The 21194-nt window shown below is 45.0% G+C and carries 20 protein-coding genes; 11 read left to right on the plus strand and 9 right to left on the minus strand.

Features of this window, described 5'->3' with window-relative positions:
* Positions 1–118 precede the first annotated feature (118 nt).
* A complete protein-coding gene (locus BGK61_RS05765) occupies positions 119–1921 on the minus strand; it encodes a choice-of-anchor I family protein (RefSeq protein ID WP_076011880.1) in 1803 nt (600 codons plus the stop codon).
* Between the two features lie 413 nt (positions 1922–2334).
* Between BGK61_RS05765 and BGK61_RS05770 the strand changes: the two genes are divergently transcribed.
* Entirely contained in the window at positions 2335–3132 is a 798-nt protein-coding gene (locus tag BGK61_RS05770) for a M48 family metallopeptidase (RefSeq protein WP_014999295.1), read from the plus strand.
* 93 nt (positions 3133–3225) lie between these two features.
* Here BGK61_RS05770 and BGK61_RS05775 read toward each other — a convergent pair whose 3' ends face one another.
* Complete coding sequence (locus BGK61_RS05775; protein WP_014999296.1) at positions 3226–4068, minus strand: mechanosensitive ion channel family protein; 843 nt, start codon at positions 4066–4068, stop codon at positions 3226–3228.
* Between the two features lie 779 nt (positions 4069–4847).
* Here BGK61_RS05775 and BGK61_RS05780 point away from each other — a divergent pair.
* The 4 genes from BGK61_RS05780 (at position 4848) to ruvX (ending at position 7786) form a co-directional block, all read left to right on the plus strand.
* On the plus strand, positions 4848–5576 hold the full coding sequence (locus BGK61_RS05780) for a 16S rRNA (uracil(1498)-N(3))-methyltransferase (protein WP_014999297.1): 729 nt from the start codon (positions 4848–4850) through the stop codon (positions 5574–5576).
* Between the two features lie 137 nt (positions 5577–5713).
* On the plus strand, positions 5714–6667 hold the full coding sequence (gene gshB / locus BGK61_RS05785; protein WP_014999298.1) for a glutathione synthase: 954 nt from the start codon (positions 5714–5716) through the stop codon (positions 6665–6667).
* Positions 6668–6795: 128 nt separating this feature from the next.
* On the plus strand, positions 6796–7362 hold the full coding sequence (locus BGK61_RS05790; RefSeq protein WP_014999299.1) for a YqgE/AlgH family protein: 567 nt from the start codon (positions 6796–6798) through the stop codon (positions 7360–7362).
* Positions 7355–7786, plus strand: a complete 432-nt coding sequence (gene ruvX, locus BGK61_RS05795; protein ID WP_014999300.1) for a Holliday junction resolvase RuvX — start codon at positions 7355–7357, stop codon at positions 7784–7786. Before BGK61_RS05790 ends, ruvX begins: the two co-directional genes overlap by 8 nt.
* 24 nt (positions 7787–7810) lie before the next feature.
* Here ruvX and BGK61_RS05800 read toward each other — a convergent pair whose 3' ends face one another.
* The 3 genes from BGK61_RS05800 to BGK61_RS05810 form a co-directional block, all read right to left on the minus strand.
* Positions 7811–8128: a putative signal transducing protein gene (locus tag BGK61_RS05800; protein ID WP_014999301.1), complete on the minus strand. Its 318-nt coding sequence runs from the start codon at positions 8126–8128 to the stop codon at positions 7811–7813.
* Positions 8129–8315: 187 nt separating this feature from the next.
* Positions 8316–9428 carry a PilT/PilU family type 4a pilus ATPase gene (locus tag BGK61_RS05805; RefSeq protein ID WP_014977241.1) on the minus strand — a complete coding sequence of 371 codons (1113 nt, stop codon included), beginning with the start codon at positions 9426–9428 and terminating at the stop codon, positions 8316–8318.
* 8 nt (positions 9429–9436) lie between these two features.
* Positions 9437–10480 carry a type IV pilus twitching motility protein PilT gene (locus BGK61_RS05810; RefSeq protein ID WP_014950464.1) on the minus strand — a complete coding sequence of 348 codons (1044 nt, stop codon included), beginning with the start codon at positions 10478–10480 and terminating at the stop codon, positions 9437–9439.
* A gap of 27 nt (positions 10481–10507) precedes the next feature.
* On the opposite strand from BGK61_RS05810, the gene BGK61_RS05815 reads away from it, so the two are divergent.
* From BGK61_RS05815 to BGK61_RS05835, 5 genes are all read left to right on the plus strand, one after another.
* The gene (locus BGK61_RS05815; protein WP_014999303.1) at positions 10508–11194 is read left to right on the plus strand and encodes a YggS family pyridoxal phosphate-dependent enzyme; all 687 of its coding nucleotides are present in this window, start codon (positions 10508–10510) and stop codon (positions 11192–11194) included.
* Positions 11195–11264: 70 nt separating this feature from the next.
* Positions 11265–12086 (plus strand): pyrroline-5-carboxylate reductase, encoded by an 822-nt coding sequence (gene proC, locus BGK61_RS05820; RefSeq protein WP_076011879.1) that lies wholly within the window; start codon positions 11265–11267, stop codon positions 12084–12086.
* A 20-nt stretch (positions 12087–12106) separates the two neighbouring features.
* Positions 12107–12643: a YggT family protein gene (locus BGK61_RS05825; protein ID WP_014980075.1), complete on the plus strand. Its 537-nt coding sequence runs from the start codon at positions 12107–12109 to the stop codon at positions 12641–12643.
* A 96-nt stretch (positions 12644–12739) separates the two neighbouring features.
* Positions 12740–13213: a DUF4426 domain-containing protein gene (locus tag BGK61_RS05830; protein ID WP_014999305.1), complete on the plus strand. Its 474-nt coding sequence runs from the start codon at positions 12740–12742 to the stop codon at positions 13211–13213.
* 331 nt (positions 13214–13544) lie between these two features.
* Entirely contained in the window at positions 13545–15635 is a 2091-nt protein-coding gene (locus BGK61_RS05835) for an NADPH-dependent 2,4-dienoyl-CoA reductase (RefSeq protein ID WP_014999306.1), read from the plus strand.
* A gap of 30 nt (positions 15636–15665) precedes the next feature.
* Here the strand turns inward: BGK61_RS05835 and BGK61_RS05840 are convergent, their stop codons facing one another.
* The 4 genes from BGK61_RS05840 to BGK61_RS05855 form a co-directional block, all read right to left on the minus strand.
* Positions 15666–16826, minus strand: coding sequence for a tetratricopeptide repeat protein (locus tag BGK61_RS05840; RefSeq protein ID WP_014999307.1), 1161 nt, complete (start codon positions 16824–16826; stop codon positions 15666–15668).
* A gap of 97 nt (positions 16827–16923) precedes the next feature.
* Positions 16924–17259 (minus strand): VOC family protein, encoded by a 336-nt coding sequence (locus tag BGK61_RS05845; protein ID WP_014999308.1) that lies wholly within the window; start codon positions 17257–17259, stop codon positions 16924–16926.
* A gap of 201 nt (positions 17260–17460) precedes the next feature.
* Complete coding sequence (locus BGK61_RS05850) at positions 17461–19305, minus strand: DUF885 domain-containing protein (protein ID WP_076012757.1); 1845 nt, start codon at positions 19303–19305, stop codon at positions 17461–17463.
* Between the two features lie 236 nt (positions 19306–19541).
* Complete coding sequence (locus BGK61_RS05855) at positions 19542–20183, minus strand: glutathione S-transferase family protein (RefSeq protein ID WP_076012758.1); 642 nt, start codon at positions 20181–20183, stop codon at positions 19542–19544.
* Between the two features lie 374 nt (positions 20184–20557).
* Between BGK61_RS05855 and sodC the strand changes: the two genes are divergently transcribed.
* Positions 20558–21100, plus strand: coding sequence for a superoxide dismutase family protein (gene sodC / locus BGK61_RS05860; protein ID WP_076012759.1), 543 nt, complete (start codon positions 20558–20560; stop codon positions 21098–21100).
* Positions 21101–21194: the final 94 nt, after the last annotated feature.

Raw genomic sequence — 21194 nt, forward strand, 5'->3', positions numbered from 1 at the left:
GAAAGCTCTATTCCTCTGTTTAATTAATATAAAAATGGGATGCGATGGAACGTGCTAGACAGCTAGAAATAAAAAACCCCGCTTCAAAGCGGGGTTTTAATATATTTAATGCAGAAACTTAGAGCTGGTTAATTTGCCACACCGTTACTGTACCGCTAACTTCGTTGCCTACAACAAGCAGAGGCACACCACTTGGGCTGTCTTCAGCGCTCACAAAGACCAGGCTTTCCGGCGCTAGGTCACCTATAACGTCACTATTAGCTAGGCCTTCGGTAAGGTCACGGTTAATCACATATTCAGCAAATTGAACGTCGTAAGGGTTTGTTACGTCGTACACGAAAATGCCGCCCATGCGCTCTGTACCGATAAACGCGTAAGTGCGATCGCCAACTTGCCCCACAGTTAACGCTTCTGGCTCTGGCCCTTTATTCTCAGAGCGTGAGTCACCTGCGTTTTCATCGTCGCCGTTATTAAACTGCGCACCGTGAACTGAAGCAGTAATACGCTCAAAATCATCACCTGAATCGTATACGACTAAGCCGTTTTGATCCCAGATAGTGAACGAGCGAGCACCGTAGGTATAAGCTGCATCGTATTCGCCGTTTCCATCCGCATCACCCATAGCTGAGGTCACACGAAGATTATCAGCTTCACCCGTTGCCTGTAGCATAGCTAGCTCAGAGTTTGCCGCAGCAGTAAGGTCTTCAACTTTAACTTCGTCGGTATAAGCTAAGCAGCCGTCGTCTGCATCAAATGAGATGCCACCAGCGGCGGTACATGCAGCCTCATCAGCGGCCTCAAAGAAGTACTCGCGCGCGTCACCTTCGTTAGCTGTCACAATGAAAGTGGCACCTTTCCAAGTAAAGCTAGCAAGAGTATCTGGCTGATAAACACCATAAATACCTGTGTATTGTCCAAAACTTACGGCGTCGTTTTCTTGAATATCAATATTAAGTCCAGCCCAAGATTTGGTGCCTAGGCCAACCACATCTACCGTAAGCTCTTCCAAATCAATAATCGCTAGACCGTTGTTTTCTTGAAGACTCACATAAGCAACGTCATTAGTCGCCGTGATGTACTCCGGCTCAAGGTCCTTCGCTACCGTCGAAGTGATAGCCGTGCCATTGATGGTGCGCCCTGCGGGGTTAGGAAACATCATTCCCTGCGCCATCAAATCTGCTTCCGTACCGTTTAGAGCAGTAAAGCCAACGGTAGTCCCTGTTTCTTCAGGTTCACCGCTTGCAAGAATATTAATAACAGTAACAGAACCTTCAGGGTCAATTGTGTAATCGTCAGAAGGCTCACCTTCATTCGCAACCAACACCTTGCCGCCGTCTGGCGTAAAGGTAACCATATCAGGTAATGCCCCAACTTCGACAGAGTCTAAAAAGGCAGGAGCAGAACTGTCTAAGCCGTTATAAAACAACACATAACCATTGTCAGTTTTTACGTCTGCTGGAACTGCAACAGCCATAAGGTCACCGCTTACTGCGATGCTTGTTACGCTGCCCAAGGTCACACCGTTGATATCGGCAGGCAGTGCGATAGTGGTTTGAGTAAGTGTTATGTTGTTGATAGGGTCCGCCATGGTGGCCGTTGATACACTTGACGCATCGATGACTGCGATAGTGTTATTGGCACTATTCGTTGCGTAAATAGTATTGGTTTCAGCGTGATACTGAACAATTTCTGCAGCCGTTTGATTACCTAGAAATGCACGTCCAACAATGTCCATCGCGATACCAATTGATGCGTCCGTTCCATCGCTACCGTCTGTTCCAGGATCACCTTGCTCTCCCTGAGGCCCTTGTGCTCCTGTCTCTCCTTGCGCACCGTCGTCACCATCAAGGCCACATCCCGTGAGCGCTGCTGAAACTAAAAATGCGAGTAACCCATATTTAAACTTATTACGCACTGCCATTTGATTTCCTTTTTATTTGTATTTTTGTCGTACGTTATGAGGTTCGAGAAATGCGATATTTCTTTACCCAGTACACCAGAAAATTTATCTAACTTCTATGTATAAATTAGAAACAGTTTATGACACAAATATTAAATAGGCAAAAGCGGGTAATTTTTCTATAACAAGAGCAGACATTTACGCTCCACTGACCACAATTGTAAGAATATATTTCAAGATTCTGATCCACATATTTGCCCAGGTCGCTAAACCAAAAGCCATGACACATGCTATCTATTTCAAAGGTATAGTTTTATTTATAAGCACTATCTGATACTAATATTGGAATTAAGATGTATAAACTGGATGGCAATGCGTTTTGTCGCGTGACGAGTGAGCAAAACGAAATATTCAGCTATTAAAAAGGATTAACCATGAAATTGAAATTCACCGCTTCGGCAGTCATTGCGGCAGCGCTTACCTTAACGGCCTGCGCAACATCGCCTACAGGAAGAAACCAAGTGTTGCTCTATTCTGAAACTCAATTGGCGCAAATGGGTGATCAAGCTTTCACTGGTATGAAAGAAGAATTAAAGATCTCAAATAAAGCCGTTCAAAATACTTATGTAGAATGTGTAGCCAACGCCATTACTGCTCAAGTGCCTGCCAGTGTTTTCGATGGTCAATGGGAAGTTGTAGTTTTCGACGATGAACAGGTTAACGCTTTTGCGCTACCAGGCGGAAAGATCGGTGTATATACGGGGCTACTAAACGTAGCAGAAAATCAGCATCAGCTTGCTGCTGTAATTGGCCACGAAGTGGGTCACGTTATCGCAGAGCACGGTAATGAGCGCATGTCTCAGTCTACCTTGATAAATATGGGGAGTCAGGCAGTGGGTCAAGTGCTCGCCGCGAATGAGGTTCCCCAGTCGGGCCCAATCATGGCCGCCATAGGTTTAGGTGTTCAGGTAGGTGTTCAACTTCCGTTTAGCCGAACCCATGAATCAGAAGCCGATGTTATTGGCCTGCAGCTTATGGCGAAGTCGGGGTTCGATCCTAGACAGTCTGTGAACCTGTGGCAAAATATGGACGCGGCAAGTGGAGGCAATCGCCCAATGGAGCTGTTATCTACTCACCCCGCACCTCAGACAAGAATTGAGAATTTACAAGCGAATATGCCTGATGCGTACGCAGACTATCAAGCGACCGCGTATCGTCCAAACTGTCGCTAAAGGCATAGCAGTGTGATCTTGTGCGCACAACTCTTTTTAAGCTAAAAAAAACGCTGCGAAATGCAGCGTTTTTTTGTTTTTGCATCAACGAAATTATTCGCTGTCCGCTTTGTGTAGGTGTACATCCATTTGAGGGAATGGAATCGAAATACCTTCTTCATCAAAACGCAATTTAACGTTTTCAGTGAAGTCGAATTTAACACCCCAGAAATCAGCAGAATTAACCCATGGACGAACCACGAAATTTACGCTGCTATCAGCAAGTTCAGACACTGCAATTTTTGGCGCAGGCTCTGCAAGAATACGCTCATCAGCGGCAACCATTTCTTCAAGGATTCTTTTCGCTTTAAGAAGGTCGGCGTCGTAACCAATACCAACAACCATGTCTACACGGCGTGTGTCTCTAGCAGAATAGTTAGTGATGTTACCACCATAAATATTGCCGTTAGGAACAATAATTTCCTTGTTGTCTGGTGTATTCATCGTAGTAGTGAAGATGCCGATTTTAACGATAGAACCAGCAGTACCTGCTGCTTCAACAAAATCGCCAGCTTTAAATGGTTTAAACACTAATAGCATGACACCTGCAGCAAAGTTCTTAAGTGAATCTTGTAGTGACAGACCAATAGCTAAACCAGCAGCACCTAAAATAGCAACAAGCGATGTAGTATCTACACCTAGTTGATCAAGCGAGGCGACAATAACAAATAGCATTAAAATGGCGCTTAGGATGGCTTCTAGGAAGTCTACTAGCATATTGTCGTACTTAGACTTGGCCATTAGACGTCTAAATACAGATAAAATAGCTCCAACTACGATCCTACCAATTACATAAATCGCAATCGCCATCAAAATGTTAATACCCCATGGGATGGCGTAGTCGTTTATATACCTTTCAACATCGCTTGCAGAAAAAAGCGAGAGTTTTTCTTCCATAATTTGGTCCTTGTCATGGTTAGTTGTGATTTGCTCAAATACGGTAGCAGCAATTTGAAATAAGACCAATACAATACAGGCTCAAACACACTAAATTTGCTCTAAAGTCTAAGCTACATAGGTGATTGAAAGGGTTAGTATTATCCTAAAGTAGCGAAACCTCAGTTCGATTTCTTTCACCACTTGGACTAAAGATTGATCATTTTTTTTCATTTGTCACACGCTTGTCACTCAACAAACGCATTATCTTTCATTGAAGCTTGTGTGCACGTCGTGTTCTTTTCCATTTTATGGAAGTTACCGAGTTTTAAGGCATTTTTTTTGATGATTTTTTAGCCACAAAGTTTTAGACTAAAGTCTCATGAAAGTTGACTGTTCAGTACACCCTGCCAGTGTGTGTTGAACATTTTCATGAAGGAGCTTTAGCAAACTATGTCACGTAAAGGATTAACGCATGTTGCTTCTCATAACCCTCTTTTCGGTTGTTCTGTGTCTATTTTTATATTCACTTCGCACCGACAAAGGAAAACATACTAAGTATGCAAGAGCGGACTACCGCCCAGCACCTCAATCGAAGCCTTCATCCACTGTGTTGAAATCAACTTCGAGAAACTCTTCGCCAACAGCGGCGTAGAAAACGAGTCATGTGATTCTTAAATAGGCAGCATGCTGTCGTTTGTGTAAGTTTTTGCATTTTTACTTACGCGATGTCGTCGACAGCATTGCAACCTGTATCTACACACGTATTATACGCGTTAAAACTACACATCTGATTTGTTATGCGTATACCAAGAGTTTATTACCCCAATCCTATTCCGTTAGAACAAGAGTTTGAGTTAACCGAAGATGCTGGACATCACATCGCGACGGTATTGCGCATAAAGCCCAATAGACCAATCGTACTCTTCAACGGCGACGGCAATGAATACAGTGCACAAATCATTAGCGTGCAGCGAAAAAAAGTAACGGTAGAAGCTGATGCTTGCTTATCATTAGCAAAAGAGTCCCCTCTCCATCTGCATTTGGGTCAAGGTGTCTCTAAGGGCGATAGGATGGATACCGTATTACAAAAAAGCGTAGAGCTAGGCGTGACAGAAATAACGCCGGTCATCACTGAACGCTGTACGGTAAAGCTCGACGAGTCTCGTTGGGAGAAAAAAATTCAGCAGTGGCAAAAGATTATTATCGGCGCCTGCGAACAAAGTGGCCGCAACATCATTCCCGTACTTAATGCGCCGGTAAGTCTTAACCAATGGTTGTCTTCATCCACCAATACCACAAGATTAGTGCTTGCACCTGGCGCAGAGCAAAGCTTGGCAAGGCAACCTTATAATGCTCAAGGTTTTCGTTTGCTAATAGGGCCTGAAGGCGGTTTATCAGAGACGGAAATTCATCAAGCTAACGAGAATGGTTATCAGTCGGTAAGTTTGGGGCCACGAATTTTACGTACTGAGACAGCGGCGATAACCAGCTTAAGTATTCTACAGGCTCAGCACGGCGATTTTTAAGTCGGTTGTTGAAGCCTAGCTTTAAACTCGTTGGGTGCTAGTGCTATAACTTGAAGAATTCAGGTGTGCCCCCATATAGAGTTGAACCAGCAGGGCCATCCGAGCCAGTATTTATCAACATTCAAGGTGAGAACATTATGCAATATACCGTTGGCGTAATTATGGACCCCATCGCGAGCATTAAGCCACATAAAGACACAAGTTTTGCGATGATGCTTGAAGCCCAGCGCCGCGGTGCAAAGGTTGTTTATTTTGAATTAAAAGACCTGTACTTAGACAATGGTAAGCCTATGGGAATAGGTAAAACCGTATCGGTAAAAGACCAAGCGACGGACTTCTACACCATTGAAGACGAATCTACTCTGCATTTAAGTGATATTGATGTATTACTTATGCGTAAAGATCCTCCGTTTGACAGCGAGTTTTTGTATGCAACTCAGGTATTGTCGCTAGCCCAGGACGCAGGGGCACTCGTTGTGAATAACCCTCAGGCACTACGTGACTACAATGAGAAATTATTTACCTCGTATTTCCCAGAGCATATCCCCAACACTTTGGTGACGAATAACCAAGCATTAATTCGTGAGTTTCACGCTAAACATCAAGACATTATCTGCAAACCCTTAGACGGTATGGGCGGCGCGTCTATTTTTAGAGTGAAGCCTGACGGCAATAACTTAGGCGTAATTATTGAAACCCTAACCAAGTTAGGCTCGCGTTACATGATGGTACAAGAGTACCTGCCAGAGATTAAAGACGGCGATAAGCGCGTACTCATCGTTGATGGTGAAGTCATGCCGTACTGCTTAGCGCGACTCCCTACCAAAGGGGAAACCAGAGGTAACCTAGCCGCTGGCGGCACAGGACGTCCGCAGCCAATATCGGATTCTGATCGTGCCCTAGCCGAAGCCATTGCGCCTAAGCTCAAAGAAAATAATATTTTATTTGTTGGGCTTGATGTTATTGGAAGTAAAATTACTGAAATAAACATTACCAGCCCAACCTGCGTAAGAGAAATAGAAGCAGCGTACGATATCAATATTATGGGTGCGCTTTTCGACGCCATTGAAAAACGTTTAGCCAAGAAATAACGCAAGCTTTGCAAAATTAGCTTGGCACAATGCGTGTTGTTCAACCATACATGAGTGAATAGCGAGTCTTTGGCTATAAGCAATTAAAGACCGCTACAGAGCAAAAGATAGTAGATATAAGACAGAATATGACGGAATTAAAAAGCTTACAGAATCACTTTTTAGTCGCGATGCCTAGTTTGGACGACCCGTACTTTTCTCGCTCACTTATTTATGTTTGTGAACACAACGCTGAAGGGGCTATGGGTATTGTTGTCAACCAGCCTTCAACCATGAACGTTAAGCAGCTTCTTGAGCAAACTGACAAAGAGCTTACTGTGTCTGACGATAAAGCAGAGCAAATCGTATTAGCGGGCGGTCCCGTAAGCCAAGAGCGAGGTTTTGTGCTTCACTCATCGCAAAAAAAATGGGCATCTAGCTTAAAACTTGCGCCGGGTATTATGGTTACCACGTCAAAAGATATACTGACCGCCATCGCAAACAATGAAGGCCCAGAAGATGTACTGATTGCTTTAGGGTATGCGGGTTGGACAGCCGGCCAACTGGAAAAGGAAATGCAGGAAAATGCATGGCTTACCATCGAAGCAGATGAAGAAATCCTGTTTAACACGCCAATGCACAAGAAGTGGCAAGCCACGGTAAATAAACTCGGTGTGGACGTATGGCAACTAGCACCGGGAGCAGGACATGCCTGATATTGGAAACCGAACTGTACTTGCGTTCGATTTTGGTACCAAAAGCATTGGTGTGGCGGTAGGTCAGGAAATTACTGGTACTGCCTCTCCTCTTGCCGCGCTTAAGGCAAGAGATGGCATTCCTGATTGGACGTTAATAGAGAAGCTTTATGAAGAATGGCAGCCGCATATTGTGGTAGTGGGTTTACCGCTTAATATGGATGGTACTGAGCAGGAAATGACACAGCGCGCTCGCAAATTTGCAAACCGACTACATGGGCGCTTTAAGGTGGCAGTAGAAACCTGTGATGAACGTCTAACCACGACTGATGCTAAAGCTATGTTGTTTGAGTTAGGTGGCTATAAAAAACTAACCAAAGATAAGGTAGATAGTGTGTCGGCCTGCGTAATTTTCGCTAGCTGGAGCGAAAGTCAGTACGAATAACTATCCGTACGCTGCTTGCTGTGGCTATTTGTCTGCGCCACATTGCCAGCACACATCAAAGGCACTGCCGTTTTCTTCATAGCAATTAGCACAAACCCAGTCTTGGTTGGGCACCACACTTCTGTTTGATTTCTGGGTAAAGGCTTCAATGACTTTAGACGCTCTTGCATACCAGCTATCGTCGACTAGCCAAACTTCTTGCTGAGCGTCCTGCCAAGGCAATTCACCTATTGCGCCACTGGCAAACTCATTTTTTACCATATAAGGAATAGAAAGCGCATCGAGTTCGCTGCGAACGGCTTGAAGTTCAAAAGCATCTGGTGAAGTGAAGAGTTTTTTCAATGACAGTCCTGTTATTTAAAAATTAGCGCCTATCCCGTTAAGCATATACACAAAAGCAGCCTATAGGCTGCTTTTGTGCTAGAAAAATGCATTGTTCTGATACTGTTTCATGCAAGAAGTGCTTTTCCAAATGCTACATATTCTAATAAACACATTCGGATGACATGTCATCACGAAGCGAAAGTGGTTAATCATCCATATCAATAGATACGTTAGATAACGTACCTAAGCTAGAACCGTCGCTGGTATCAAGCTTAATCATTAAGCGCAGGTCATTGGGCGAGTCGGCGTGGTGCAGCGCTTGGTCCATATCAATCTTACCCGCTTTATAAAGGTCATAAAGCGCCATATCAAAGCTCTGCATGCCCTGCTCTTTACCTTTTTTCATTGCTTCTTTTAACGCGCCTATTTCATTGCGCTGTATTAGGTCGCGCACTAGTGGCGAATTAAGCAGTATTTCTATTGCCGCAACCCTGCCCTTGCCGTCTGGCGTAGGTACTAGTTGCTGCGCCACGATGGCGCGAATATTCAAGCTTAAGTCAAAGCGCAACTTATCGTGCTGATCTTTCGGCGCTAAATGCATAATGCGCTCAATCGCTTGGTTTGCGTTGTTAGCGTGTAGCGTAGCCACACACAAATGCCCGGTATCAGCAAACGACATGGCATATTCCATGGTTTCCATTGAGCGAATTTCACCAATCAGAATGACGTCAGGCGCCTGACGTAGCGAACTTTTAAGGGCGTCGTCGAAAGACTGGGTATCTATGCCCACCTCGCGCTGAGTAATAACGCAGTTCTTATGCTCGTGAACAAACTCAATAGGGTCTTCAATAGTCAGTATATGCCCGTGCGAATTTTCATTTCTATGTCCAATAAGCGCGGCCAATGACGTGGATTTACCGGTACCCGTTCCACCTACAAATAGAACCAGACCGCGTTTAGCCATAATAATTTCTTTTAATACTCGCGGCAGACCCAAATCATCAGCTTTTGGGATTTGAGTAACAATGCGGCGAATCACCATACCCGCTTGGTCACGCTGCCAAAATGCGGAGCAGCGGAAGCGACCAATGCCCTCTCGTACTATGGCGAAGTTACACTCTTTGGTGGTGTGAAACTCATTCTGCTGTTTTTCGGTCATCGCTTCGTGAACCAGCGCCAGCGATGCCTCTTCCGATGTTGCACTTTCCGTCACTGGCGTTAGTTTGCCGTTAATCTTGGCGCTTACGGGGAATCCCGCCGTTACGAACAAATCCGATGCGTTGGTATCGACCATTTTTTGAAGTAATGAATCTAACATGATGGCCTCTAGAAACTGTTCATCGACTGTTTATCAACTGACTTTGCAGCGGCGTCTTGTTTAGTAATAACACCCATCGCCACTAAGCGCTGAAGACACTGATCCATGGTTTGCATACCGTGAGCCTGACCCGTTTGAATTACCGAGTACATTTGCGGCACTTTATCTTCGCGGATAAGGTTACGAATAGCGGGGATCCCCACCATAATTTCATGGGCAGCAACCCGGCCTCCGCCTACTTTCTTAAGCAGGGTTTGTGAAATTACCGCGCGCAATGATTCAGACAACATAGAGCGCACCATGGCTTTTTCTTCTGCTGGGAAAACGTCAATGATGCGGTCAATGGTTTTTGGTGCAGAGTTGGTGTGTAGTGTGCCAAATACTAAGTGGCCGGTTTCGGCAGCTGAAATGGCAAGGCGTATGGTCTCTAGGTCACGTAGCTCACCGACTAGAATAACGTCAGGGTCTTCACGAAGTGCCGAGCGCAGAGCGTTATTAAACGAGTGTGTGTCGCGGTGTACTTCCCGTTGGTTTACCAAGCTAAGCTTGTTGTCGTGCACGAATTCGATAGGGTCTTCAATGGTAAGAATGTGCTCGCGCTTATGGGTATTGATGTGGTCGACCATGGCCGCAAGCGTGGTACTTTTACCCGAGCCGGTGGCGCCTGTCACAAGTACAATGCCAGTAGGCTGATTTATAATTTCCTTGAAAATTTCAGGCGCGCCAAGGTCATCCAAGGTTAATACTTTACTGGGAATAGTACGTAATACTGCCGCTGCGCCTCGGTTTTGCACAAACGCGTTAACACGAAAGCGCGACAGGCCATTTACTTCAAAAGAAAAATCGGTTTCCAGGTTTTCTTCGTATTCTTTGCGCTGCATGTCATTCATAATCTCATAAACGAGACCATGTACTTGTTTGTGATCGAGGGCTGGCACGTTCAGCTTACGCATTTCGCCATCTACACGAATAATTGGTGGTAGGCCCGCTGATAAGTGTAAATCTGAGGCGTTATTCTTAACACTGAAAGCCAAAAGTTCGGTAATATCCACAACCACTTCTCCAAAACAAGGTGAATAATGCAAACAATAGCAGAAAGACTAGATTCCGCACGAAAAGGAATAGACCAAGCCGCTACCAGTGCACATCGTCCACCAAATTCCGTTAAATTGCTAGCGGTTAGCAAAACAAAACCCGTATCAGATATCATGGAAGCGTATGAAGCCGGACAACGTATGTTCGGCGAAAATTACGTGCAGGAAGGTGTTGAAAAGGTTCAGGAACTTTCTCACTTAAGCGATATAGAGTGGCACATGATTGGTCCAATCCAATCGAATAAAACCAAAGTGGTAGCCGAACACTTTGATTGGGTTCAGTCTGTAGATAGAGAAAAAATTGCTCGTCGCTTAAACGAGCAGCGCCCTGACTCTATGCCGCCGTTAAACGTGTGCATTCAGGTTAATATTGATGATGAAGAGAGTAAGTCTGGGGTAGCCCTAAGTGAATTAGATGCGCTAGTGGAGTTTGTTAACTCTCAAGAGCACCTGACTTTGCGTGGTTTAATGGCGATTCCTAAAGCTGATCCTAGTGAAGAACAGCAGCACGCCACACTGTCTAAGCTAAAAGAATTATTCGACCACTACCATACATCATTGAGCAATTTTGATACCCTATCCGTAGGAATGAGTAGTGATATGGCTGAAGCGATTCAACACGGGTCGACTATGGTGCGAATCGGTACCGCTATTTTCGGTAAGCGAAACTAGCGCGCTAATCTGAATGATAGCGCTTCGCCTCGCTACACAGACTTAAACGCAACCAACAAATAGGATTTACATGCAACAGAAAAAATTAGCATTTATTGGCGCGGGTAACATGAGCCGCAGCATCATCAGTGGTCTTATCAAATCTGGGTACGCAAAAGAAAATATCCTTGCGGCAAACCCTTCCACACCAAAGTTAGACGGCCTGAAGGCCGAGTTTGGTATTCACACTACCCAGTCTAACGATGAAGCCTTCCAATTCGCTGATGCCATAGTGCTTGCGGTAAAACCACAAATAATGGGCGATATGTGCGGCGAGCTTCAGAAAAACAACGACCTATCGGGCAAGTTGTTTATGAGCATTGCAGCAGGACTTCCGGTAGCCAGATTGCAAGAAATGCTAGGTGGTGAATACCCCGTTGTTCGCATTATGCCAAACACGCCGAGCTTGTTAGGTAAAGGCATGTCTGGAATGTATGCCGACGACACGGTTTCTGAGTCGGATAGGCAATACGTTGACGATGTAATGAACAGCGTTGGCGAAACAGTTTGGGTAGATAAAGAAGAAGGTATTAACGGCGTGATCGCTGCAGCGGGCAGCAGTCCTGCTTATTTCTTCTTGTTCTTACAAAATATGCAGGAAGAAGCCATGAACATGGGGTTTGATAAAGCGCAATCCCGCTTAATGGTTCAACAAGCGATGTTAGGCGCAGCCGAAATGGTTTGTAACAACCCAGACCTTGAATTAAGTGAGCTTCGTGCCCAAGTTACGTCTAAGGGCGGCACTACCGCAGAAGCCGTCAACACTTTCATTAATGAAGGTTTAAAAGATATTGTCAGCAAGTCGATGCGCGCCGCCGTAGCACGTGCTGAAGAAATGGCAAAACAGCTATAACGTTTTAGGAAAAACACGACATGAACGCAACGGTATTTTTGGTTGATACCTTATTTAGCCTTTATTTGATGGTGGTTATTCTGCGCCTTTGGTTACAAATGGTTCAGGCAGATTTTTATAATCCACTCAGTCAATTTGTAGTAAAAGCAACCCACCCTATCGTGGGGCCGTTGCGCCGTATTATTCCGTCAATCGGCAGGTTCGATACCGCTACCTTTGTTTTAGCCATAGCGGTATGCGCGCTTAAGCTAATAACCCTAGGGTTAATGTTTGGCGGTAGTCTAAACCCAATCGGCATTGCGATTTTGTCAGTGGTTGGCGTGATAAAAGAAACCCTGTCATTAATGTTTTGGGTGCTGCTGCTACGCGCTATTTTAAGCTGGGTGTCACAAGGTCAGTCTCCGGTTGACTATGTACTGTATCAGCTAACCGAGCCGTTTTTAGCGCCTATACGTAAAGTCATCCCACCATTAGGCGGTTTAGATTTATCAGTGCTTATTGCCATCATCGCATTACAGTTTCTACAGCTTCTGATCCGAGACATTTTCCCTATGTAAACAATGTCTGCTAAAGACAGTATTAGTGAAAATATCGGTCATGCAGTTTGGGTCATAGAGCGAAACAAGCTGTAATGGGTAAGAATTAAAAACAAGATGAAGGCAGAGGTAGTTTCTATCATGGGTAGAATAAAACATATCAAAAAAGCTTACGTAGCACTTCTCGCGATGGCTATGTCATGCTTAAGCTTTTCCGCATTTGCCGAGCAAAAGCAAACGCTTGGTGAATGGGATGTTCACTATATGGTGGTGAGTACACCATTTCTGACACCTGAAGTAGCGGCTAGCTACGGCATTGTAAGAAGTAAGTTTAATGCGTTGGTTAACATTTCGGTGTTAGACAAAGTTTCCGGTGAAGCGCAACGGGCAGATGTAACAGGTACAGCTAAGAACCTGTTAGGCAACTCGCGTAAGCTGACTTTCAAGAAGGTGGAAGAAGGCGATGCTATCTATTACCTTGCCGTGTTGCCATTTCGCGACCAGGAAACCTTTAGGTTTGAGATTGACGTTCAAAAAGGTAGCAGCAAACAAACACTCAAGTTCCAGCAGAAAATGTACGTAGACGAGTAATTCATAGGGCGATTAGCGCTTTAATAGTGCCCATGGCATTAGTAAGCGCTCACCTATAAAACATTCATGCTTTTGAGAAAAAGCCATGATTAACGAAGCGAGATATCCGTTAGCCCGGTATCTCGCTTTTTTATTATGTTAAAAATATGGGAACTGCACTTTACCAATCGAATGCGGTGGTAAATAATCAAAGCAACTGGTCGGGCAAGTTAGTGTGATCGGAGTATGTGTAACCATTAGCACTTAAATCACGAAAGACAGTTGAACACTGCGCCGTGGCAAAAAGCGACATGCACTAACTGCCTTCATAGCAAATAAAAAGAGAACAATTATGAATACGCCCTCGTCTCAGACCGTATCTCAGGCAGCTACACCGCAGTCTGCTAACAATTCGGAACAACTCTCACCTTACTTCCCTAACCTGTTAGCTCCGTTAGATTTGGGCTTTACCACACTTCGCAACCGCACCCTTATGGGGTCAATGCATTTAGGCCTAGAAGAAGAGAAAGGCGGTTTTGACAAACTTGCTGCGTTTTACGCTGAGCGAGCAAAAGGCGGTGCGGGGCTAATCGTAACAGGTGGTATTAGCCCGAACATTTCAGGTTGGGTAGCGCCCTTCGCTGGCAGAATGACCCGCTCTCGCCACGCGAAAAAACACCGTGTTATTACTGATGCTGTGCATAAAGAAGATGGCAAAATTTGCATGCAAATTTTGCATTCAGGCCGTTACGGTTATCATCCACTTGCTGTTTCGGCTTCACCGATGAAGTCGCCCATTACCCCTTTTAAGCCCCGCGAATTATCCTCTCGCGGCGTAAGAAGCACAATCAAAGACTACGTAAAATGCGCTAGCCTGGCTCAAAAGGCGGGCTATGACGGCGTGGAAATTATGGGTTCTGAAGGCTACCTCATAAATCAGTTTTTCTGTGAGCGCACCAACCACAGAAATGATGAATGGGGTGGCAGCTTAGAAAACCGCGCTCGCTTAGCGATTGAGATAGTAAAAGGTGTGCGCGAGAAAGTGGGCACTAACTTCATCATTATTTATCGCCTGTCTATGCTGGACTTAGTCGAAGGCGGCGCTAAGTGGGAAGAAGTCGTGTATTTAGCCAAAGAAATCGAAAAAGCAGGCGCTACGCTAATCAATACTGGCATTGGATGGCACGAAGCACGGGTACCCACTATCTCCACATCCGTACCTCGCGCGGCGTTTACCTGGATAACCGAACGCATGAAAAAAGAGGTGTCTATCCCTCTTATTACGACTAACCGTATCAATACGCCTGAAGTTGCAGAATCGGTGCTCGCACAAGGCCATGCTGATATGGTATCGATGGCGCGACCTTTCTTGGCTGACGCACATTTTGTAGCGAAGGCCATGCGCAATGAGTCTAAGCTAATCAACACGTGTATTGCCTGTAACCAGGCTTGCCTAGACCATGCATTCGAACAAAAGCGTGCAAGTTGCTTGGTAAACCCACAAGCGTGCTACGAGACCGAACTTACGTTTCCCCCTACTCAAAATAAGAAAAAACTAGCGGTAGTAGGTGCAGGGCCTGCGGGTTTGGCGTTTTCCATGTATGCCGCAGAGCGCGGTCACGAGGTACATCTATTTGATAAAGCCAGTGAAATTGGCGGTCAATTTAATTACGCCAAGCAAGTGCCGGGTAAAGAAGAGTTTTACGAAACCCTACGCTACTTTGACAATCAGTTAGCTCGCCTCGGCGTTACGGTTCACCTTAACACCCAAGTAAACGTAGAGAGCCTTTCAAACAAGGGGTTTGATGAAGTGGTACTAGCCACCGGTATTAATCCTCGTACGCTTACAATTGAAGGGCACGACCACCCTAAAGTGATGAGTTATTTAGACGTATTGCGCGACCACAAGCCAGTAGGCAAGAAAGTGGCTATTGTTGGCGCCGGTGGCATTGGTTTTGATGTAGCTGAGTTCTTGGTTGAACACGAACATTTAGCCAAAGATAAAGAAAAATGGCTGGCGCATTGGGGTATAGATAAAGACTATGCGGCACCGGGTGCACTAAAGGAAAAAGCCATAGAGCCTTCAGACCGCGAAGTGTATCTATTGCAACGTAAAACGTCTAAAGTGGGCAAAGGGTTAGGCAAAACAACGGGCTGGATCCACAGGCAATCATTGAAACACCACAATGTTCAAATGATAAATGGTGTGAGCTACGAGAAAGTAGACGATGAAGGCCTGCACGTGCTGATTAACGACACCCCCAAAGTATTGCCGGTCGATAACGTCATTGTATGTGCTGGTCAGGAGCCGTTTAAGACTCTGCAACAACCTCTAGAAGAGGCAGGATTTACTGTGCACATTATCGGCGGTGCTGACGTAGCGGCTGAACTTGATGCTAAACGCGCTATTCGTCAGGGCGCTGAACTGGCAGCGCGAATTTAAGCGCGCAGCCAACACCAAGAACCCCGTTCGTTATTGGCTATTTTGAATAGCCTGTAGCTTTGCGGTGTAAAGCGCTCTGTTATGCGAAGGCAGCGAAAGAGAGAGCGCTTTTTCCATCATACTTTCAGCTTTGATCACCTCGCCCTTTAAAAAGTAAGTTTTAGCCATAGCCGAGTAACTCTCGCCTAAATAAGGTCCTGTAGCGATGGCCTTGTTGAAAAACATTTCTGCCTCCGAAAGCTCACCTTTCGCTAAAAATGCATTCCCCAAATCTACCCATCGGTAAGGGTTGTCATCGTCTGTTTTTAAATACATTTCCCCAATTCGCGATAAGGTTTCTACGTCACCTATTTTCTTAAGTAGCACTGCAAAGTTTGATAGCGTATGAACCGATTGGATATGGTTTTCAATAGCAAATTCGTAAAGTTTCCGAGCTTCTTCTTCGTAGCCGTTTGAACGGTAGAGTACCGCGAGAGAATTTAGCGTTGATGCATTCGCTGTGTTTAACTGCATTGCGCGATACAAATAACTGTAGGCTAAATCAGGGTTGTCGCTCATCACTTCAGCAGACATATTTTGGTAATACATTGAGATAAAGTCAGCCTCGGAAATATAAACTCCCCGGTCGTTACGGCTTGATGGAAAATAATCAATCACCGCTCTCCCGCGAAAAACAATACTATCGCCTGTTTTTTCGGGTTCAGGCCCTAAAATAATGCTTCGAACATGTGTTGACGTAGTGAGCGTGTTTCCAAACCGCCGATACAGTGGTGGAGTATGGACCTGTTGATAAACCACATCTAAGTTAACGAGCTTGGCAAGCGCTGTAGTAAGCAATGCAAGCGACATACAGTTTCCGTAACGTTTGTTTAAAACATCTCGAGCTATTAGCGTGTCGCCTGCGTAACTGAAGTTCGAAACCAGGTTATCCAGATAATAAGCGAGGCGAAAATTAGGTGATATGTGTGCTTTTGCGGGCGAATTATAATAAGAAAGAAAGTGCTGCTTTTGCTGCTCAGATAACGCAAAGAGCGCCCCGGGCTCTTCCACATCGATTAATGCGAATTCGCTAATCTGCCAATTGTAAGGTGCTAACTCACTCTTGCTCTTGGCATCACTGCTTTTAGTGCTCTGGCACGCCACATTAGCCATTAATGCCATAGCTAGAAATAACAGTTTTGTTTTCAACATGCTTTCCCTTTCTGACTTTCCCTTAATTTAAGAGTAATTGTTCAAAAAGCGCTTTACAAGTTAGCCCACAAATTGCGATTAGAAGAGCAACTTTATATTAAAACTGATCGAACATGATAGCGTTGCCATCTGGATCTTTTACAATTAGATGCCCGGGGCCGCTATCGCCTTTCACAGGCACGTCCAATGCAATACCCTGTTCAACTAAGCTCGCCTGAAGTGCTCTAACATCGCTAGGGTTAAAGGTCATAATATTGTCTTCAAACATTCCTTCGAATAAGCCAATCATGGTGGTGCCATTTTTCATCATCAGCCATTTGTCTTCCACCGACCCACAGGACGGCATAGCATCAAAGCCCAATGCTTCATAAAACGCTTTCGACTTGCTAATGTCCTTTACCGTTAAACTTAGCGAAAATAACCCTAACTCCACTGCATGCTCCCTGATAATTTTTGAAAATTGTTCACTAACTACTCTAGTGAAGCTTTTGAACAATATCACTGCCATTAGTCGCAAAAAGAAAAAAGCCAGTAATACTGAATATTACTGGCTTTACGTCAAATATCGGCTTTTTACTGTTCTTAACTTAACGCTGATTGCGCTTTAAAAAGTTTAAGTAAGGGGTTTTAGTCCTTAACTTTTTTGACTAGCGATCCAGCGATCTATTTTCTGCTCAAGAATAGCAAGTGGAATGCCGCCCGTGTTTAACACTTGCGCGTGGAACTCACGGATGTCGAAATCATCACCTAACGCCTTCTCTGCGCGCGCGCGCAATTCTTGAATTTTAAGTGCACCCACTTTGTAAGATAGCGCTTGTGATGGGATAGCAATATAACGCTCTACCTCGGCTACAACTTCTGTGCGGGTCATGCCTGAGTTATCAAGCATAAAGTCGATGGCTTGTTCGCGGGTCCAACCTTTCGCGTGAATACCTGTGTCTACCACCAAACGCATGGCGCGCAACTGCTCATCTTGAAGCGTTCCATAACGATTCCATGGATCGTCAAAGAACCCCATTTCATACCCTAGCGTTTCAGAATACAGCGCCCAACCTTCACCGAAGGCTGGTAGGAAGCTAAAGCGCATGAATGAAGGTAGCGCTTCATTTTCTTGCGCTAGACTTACTTGGAAATGGTGACCAGGAGCACCTTCGTGTAAATACAAGGTAACGTTGCCCGTGGTTAGGCGGCTAGGCAAATCGTAGGCATTAAAGTAGAAAGTACCTGGACGAGAGCCGTCTGGCGTGCCTGGCTGATATGAGCCTCCCGCACTGAATTGCTCAATGGCAGGGTCGTACGGCTTTATTTCTAACTCAGACTTAGGCAATAGTGAGAAGTATTGGTCAATTTTTTCATCAACCTCACGGCCAATATCATAGTAGCTCTGCGTTAACGCCTCACGGCTTTCAGGCTTGAACTTAGGATCGGTGCGCACATAGTCGAAGAATTCGTTTAATGTCCCTTCAAACTTCACTTCGTCCTTAATTTCAAGCATGTCATTTTTGATACGCTTAACTTCTTTTAAACCAAGATTATGCAGTTCATCAGGGGTCATTGGCAGTGTGGTTGAACCTTCCACCATCAATTGATAAAGCTTTGCACCACCTTTCATATCGCTAAGGCCAATGCTTTCACGGGCAACAGGCAAATACTCGTCGCGAAGGAAGTCGCGCATACGCGTGGTTGCATCGTAAATCTCTTGCGTCGCTTTTTCATAGTCAGCGGTTAAACGGGCTTTTTCTTCGTCAGAGAAACTTTCTGGGAACATGGTAATTGGCCCCCAAAATTGTGACTCTTTAATAGGAATAGCCAGCTGAGTATCGAACTGCTTGATCACGCGATCGATAGTAAGTTTAGTTTCAAGAACACCGCTTTCCATGCCCTCGCGGAACTTTCCGATAGCGCGGTCAGAAATAGCAATGTAATCCTTATGGCGAGATAAGTTATTTTCGTAATCTTCTACTGTTTTAAATGGCGCTGCGCCCTTTCCGCTCGCAAAAGTCGGGTAGAAGGTATGGAAACCGCTGAAGTGGTTAACAGGGCGTACTTCCGTTAACGCTTCAATCTCGTCGGTGGACATTTTTAGCGAGCGCTCTTCGTTGTATTTAAATACATCGTAGGCAAGCTTGTCGGTGTCGCTTAACTTACTGCGGTCGATTTGTTTAAGTTCAGACAAATTCAGCAATGTCGCTGTTTTTCCCGCTAAAGCGTGAGAGTCTGTAAAGAAGTCGCCCATTCTGTCCGCATAACGCATGTCGCCACGGAATATAGCCATTATCGGGTTTAGCTCAATATCACGCTGGTCAGCGGCTGCAAAAAGCGCAAAAAGCTTTTCGTGCTCAGACGCTTCTTTTGCAACTGAGGCACTTTTTGATGAACTCTGCGTATTTGCGTGATTGTGTTCATGTGCCACAGCCGAGCTTAGCCCCAGTGCCATGGTTACAGCACTACTTACAAGTAGTGATTTAAATGCTTTCATTTTTATTCCCTTGTTATTTCGCCTTTGTTTTGCAGTTTGTGTCTAACAAAAAAAGACGCTGTCGTTTTGTGTTTTTTTGATTCTATATATCGCGTGACAAGCTCATTTAAACCTAATAATGCGTACCTGACGCCAGATATCAGGCTTACCGGCTGTACAATGCAATTCAGCGTTTATTTAATTAGCCACATCTTCACACGGTATCTATTCATTTAAAGTTTTTCAGGATGCACTGTTTATTCAGGCAAATGAGCCATCTCTTTTCGCCACGCCCTTTCATACGCCTCACGGCCTAACACACGTTGCGCGTACGCGGCTACATTGTCTATTTTACCGTTCAAAGTAATATCTAATTTACTACCTTTTGCCCACGCTAAAATATGACCGGCTATAATGTCGGCCATAGTAAACATGTTGCCACACACAAATTCTTTGTCGCCAAGCATAGAAGAAAATACAGGCAACACGCGCTTGAACTCCCACACCGCTACATCACGCATTTGTTCAAGTCTTTGCTCTTTGGGCAATGCAAAGGTGTGCTTTGCCAAATTCCAAATCGGTTGCTCTAACTCATTGGTAAGAAACAACATCATTTCTTCATATTTGGCTCGCTCGAAGCTACCAGGCTCTGGAATGAATTCATGCATGCCGTGACGTTCAGCTAAAAAAGTGACGATAGCCGCCGATTCCGTCAAGGTACCTTCTGGGGTCGCAAGCGCTGGGATTTTAGAGGCAGGACTGATGGCTTTATATTCTTCTGAAAGGTGTTGCCCTTGTTTTAAGTCAACTAAGCTGTATTCAAAAGGTAAACCTAGCTCTTCCAGTGCCCATGCCACGCGAACCGAGCGAGTTTTCGGATATCCATAAAGTGTATACATACCTATGCCCTTGCTTATGTAATGTGAGCTAACTGTAAGTCGAATAGGAAAAAAGTGCTACCTCGATATTGTTACTGAGTTTTAACACTGAAACATGTGCTTGGCAGTGTCGCACGTTTGGAATGGGCAGTTTAAAGGAATGAACGTAAGAATGTAGAGATAAGCGTAAGTAACTTTTTCATGCAGGCGCTATAAGCCTTTCAATGAAAGTCTATTTATTCACCCTAAGTAATCGTCCACTAGTTCCTTATAAGCCTTAAGCCTCTTGAGGTTAAGCTTATTTGTGAGGTTATTAGCCGAATTGGTTTACTTTGTGCTCATCTCTCTTTGTAGCTTTAAACACATGTATTAATAATTGAGTGAAGGAGAACACGATGAAGAAACCTTTAATATCTACCTTGGCAGGTTCACTATCATTGGTGTTAAGTGCGAGCAGTTTCGCGGGCCATCATGAAAACGATGGTAAAGAAGTGGTAATGAATAACTTAGAGACAGGCATGAGTATGGGTACCGTGATGGTAAGCAGCTACGACGATGACGGTGTGGTGTTCACGCCTAAACTGTCAGGATTGACCCCGGGCATTCATGGTTTTCATGTTCACCAAAATGGCGACTGTTCACCTGCAATGAAAGATGGCAAAAAGGTGTTAGGTGGGGCCGCAGGAGGGCATTTCGACCCAGAGGAAACAGGCAAGCATCGCGCTCCGTGGTCTGAAAAGGGCCATGAAGGTGACCTACCCGTGTTATACGTTGATGAAAATGGAAACGCCACGCAGCCGATCTTTGCGCCAGAACTCGAATTAGAAGACATTGAAGGCCGCGCACTGATGATTCATGCTGGCGGCGACAACTATTCTGATTCGCCTAAAAAGCTTGGCGGAGGTGGCGACCGAGTTGCATGTGGTGTTATTCGATAACAGACCATGACTAACCCCGCAGGCTGATGGCCAGTGGATTTAGTTTCTTATAGATATTAAAAAAACGGCTCAATGGTGTCATTTCATTAAGCCG

Source organism: Alteromonas abrolhosensis, from assembly GCF_001953635.1.
GTDB lineage: Bacteria > Pseudomonadota > Gammaproteobacteria > Enterobacterales > Alteromonadaceae > Alteromonas > Alteromonas abrolhosensis.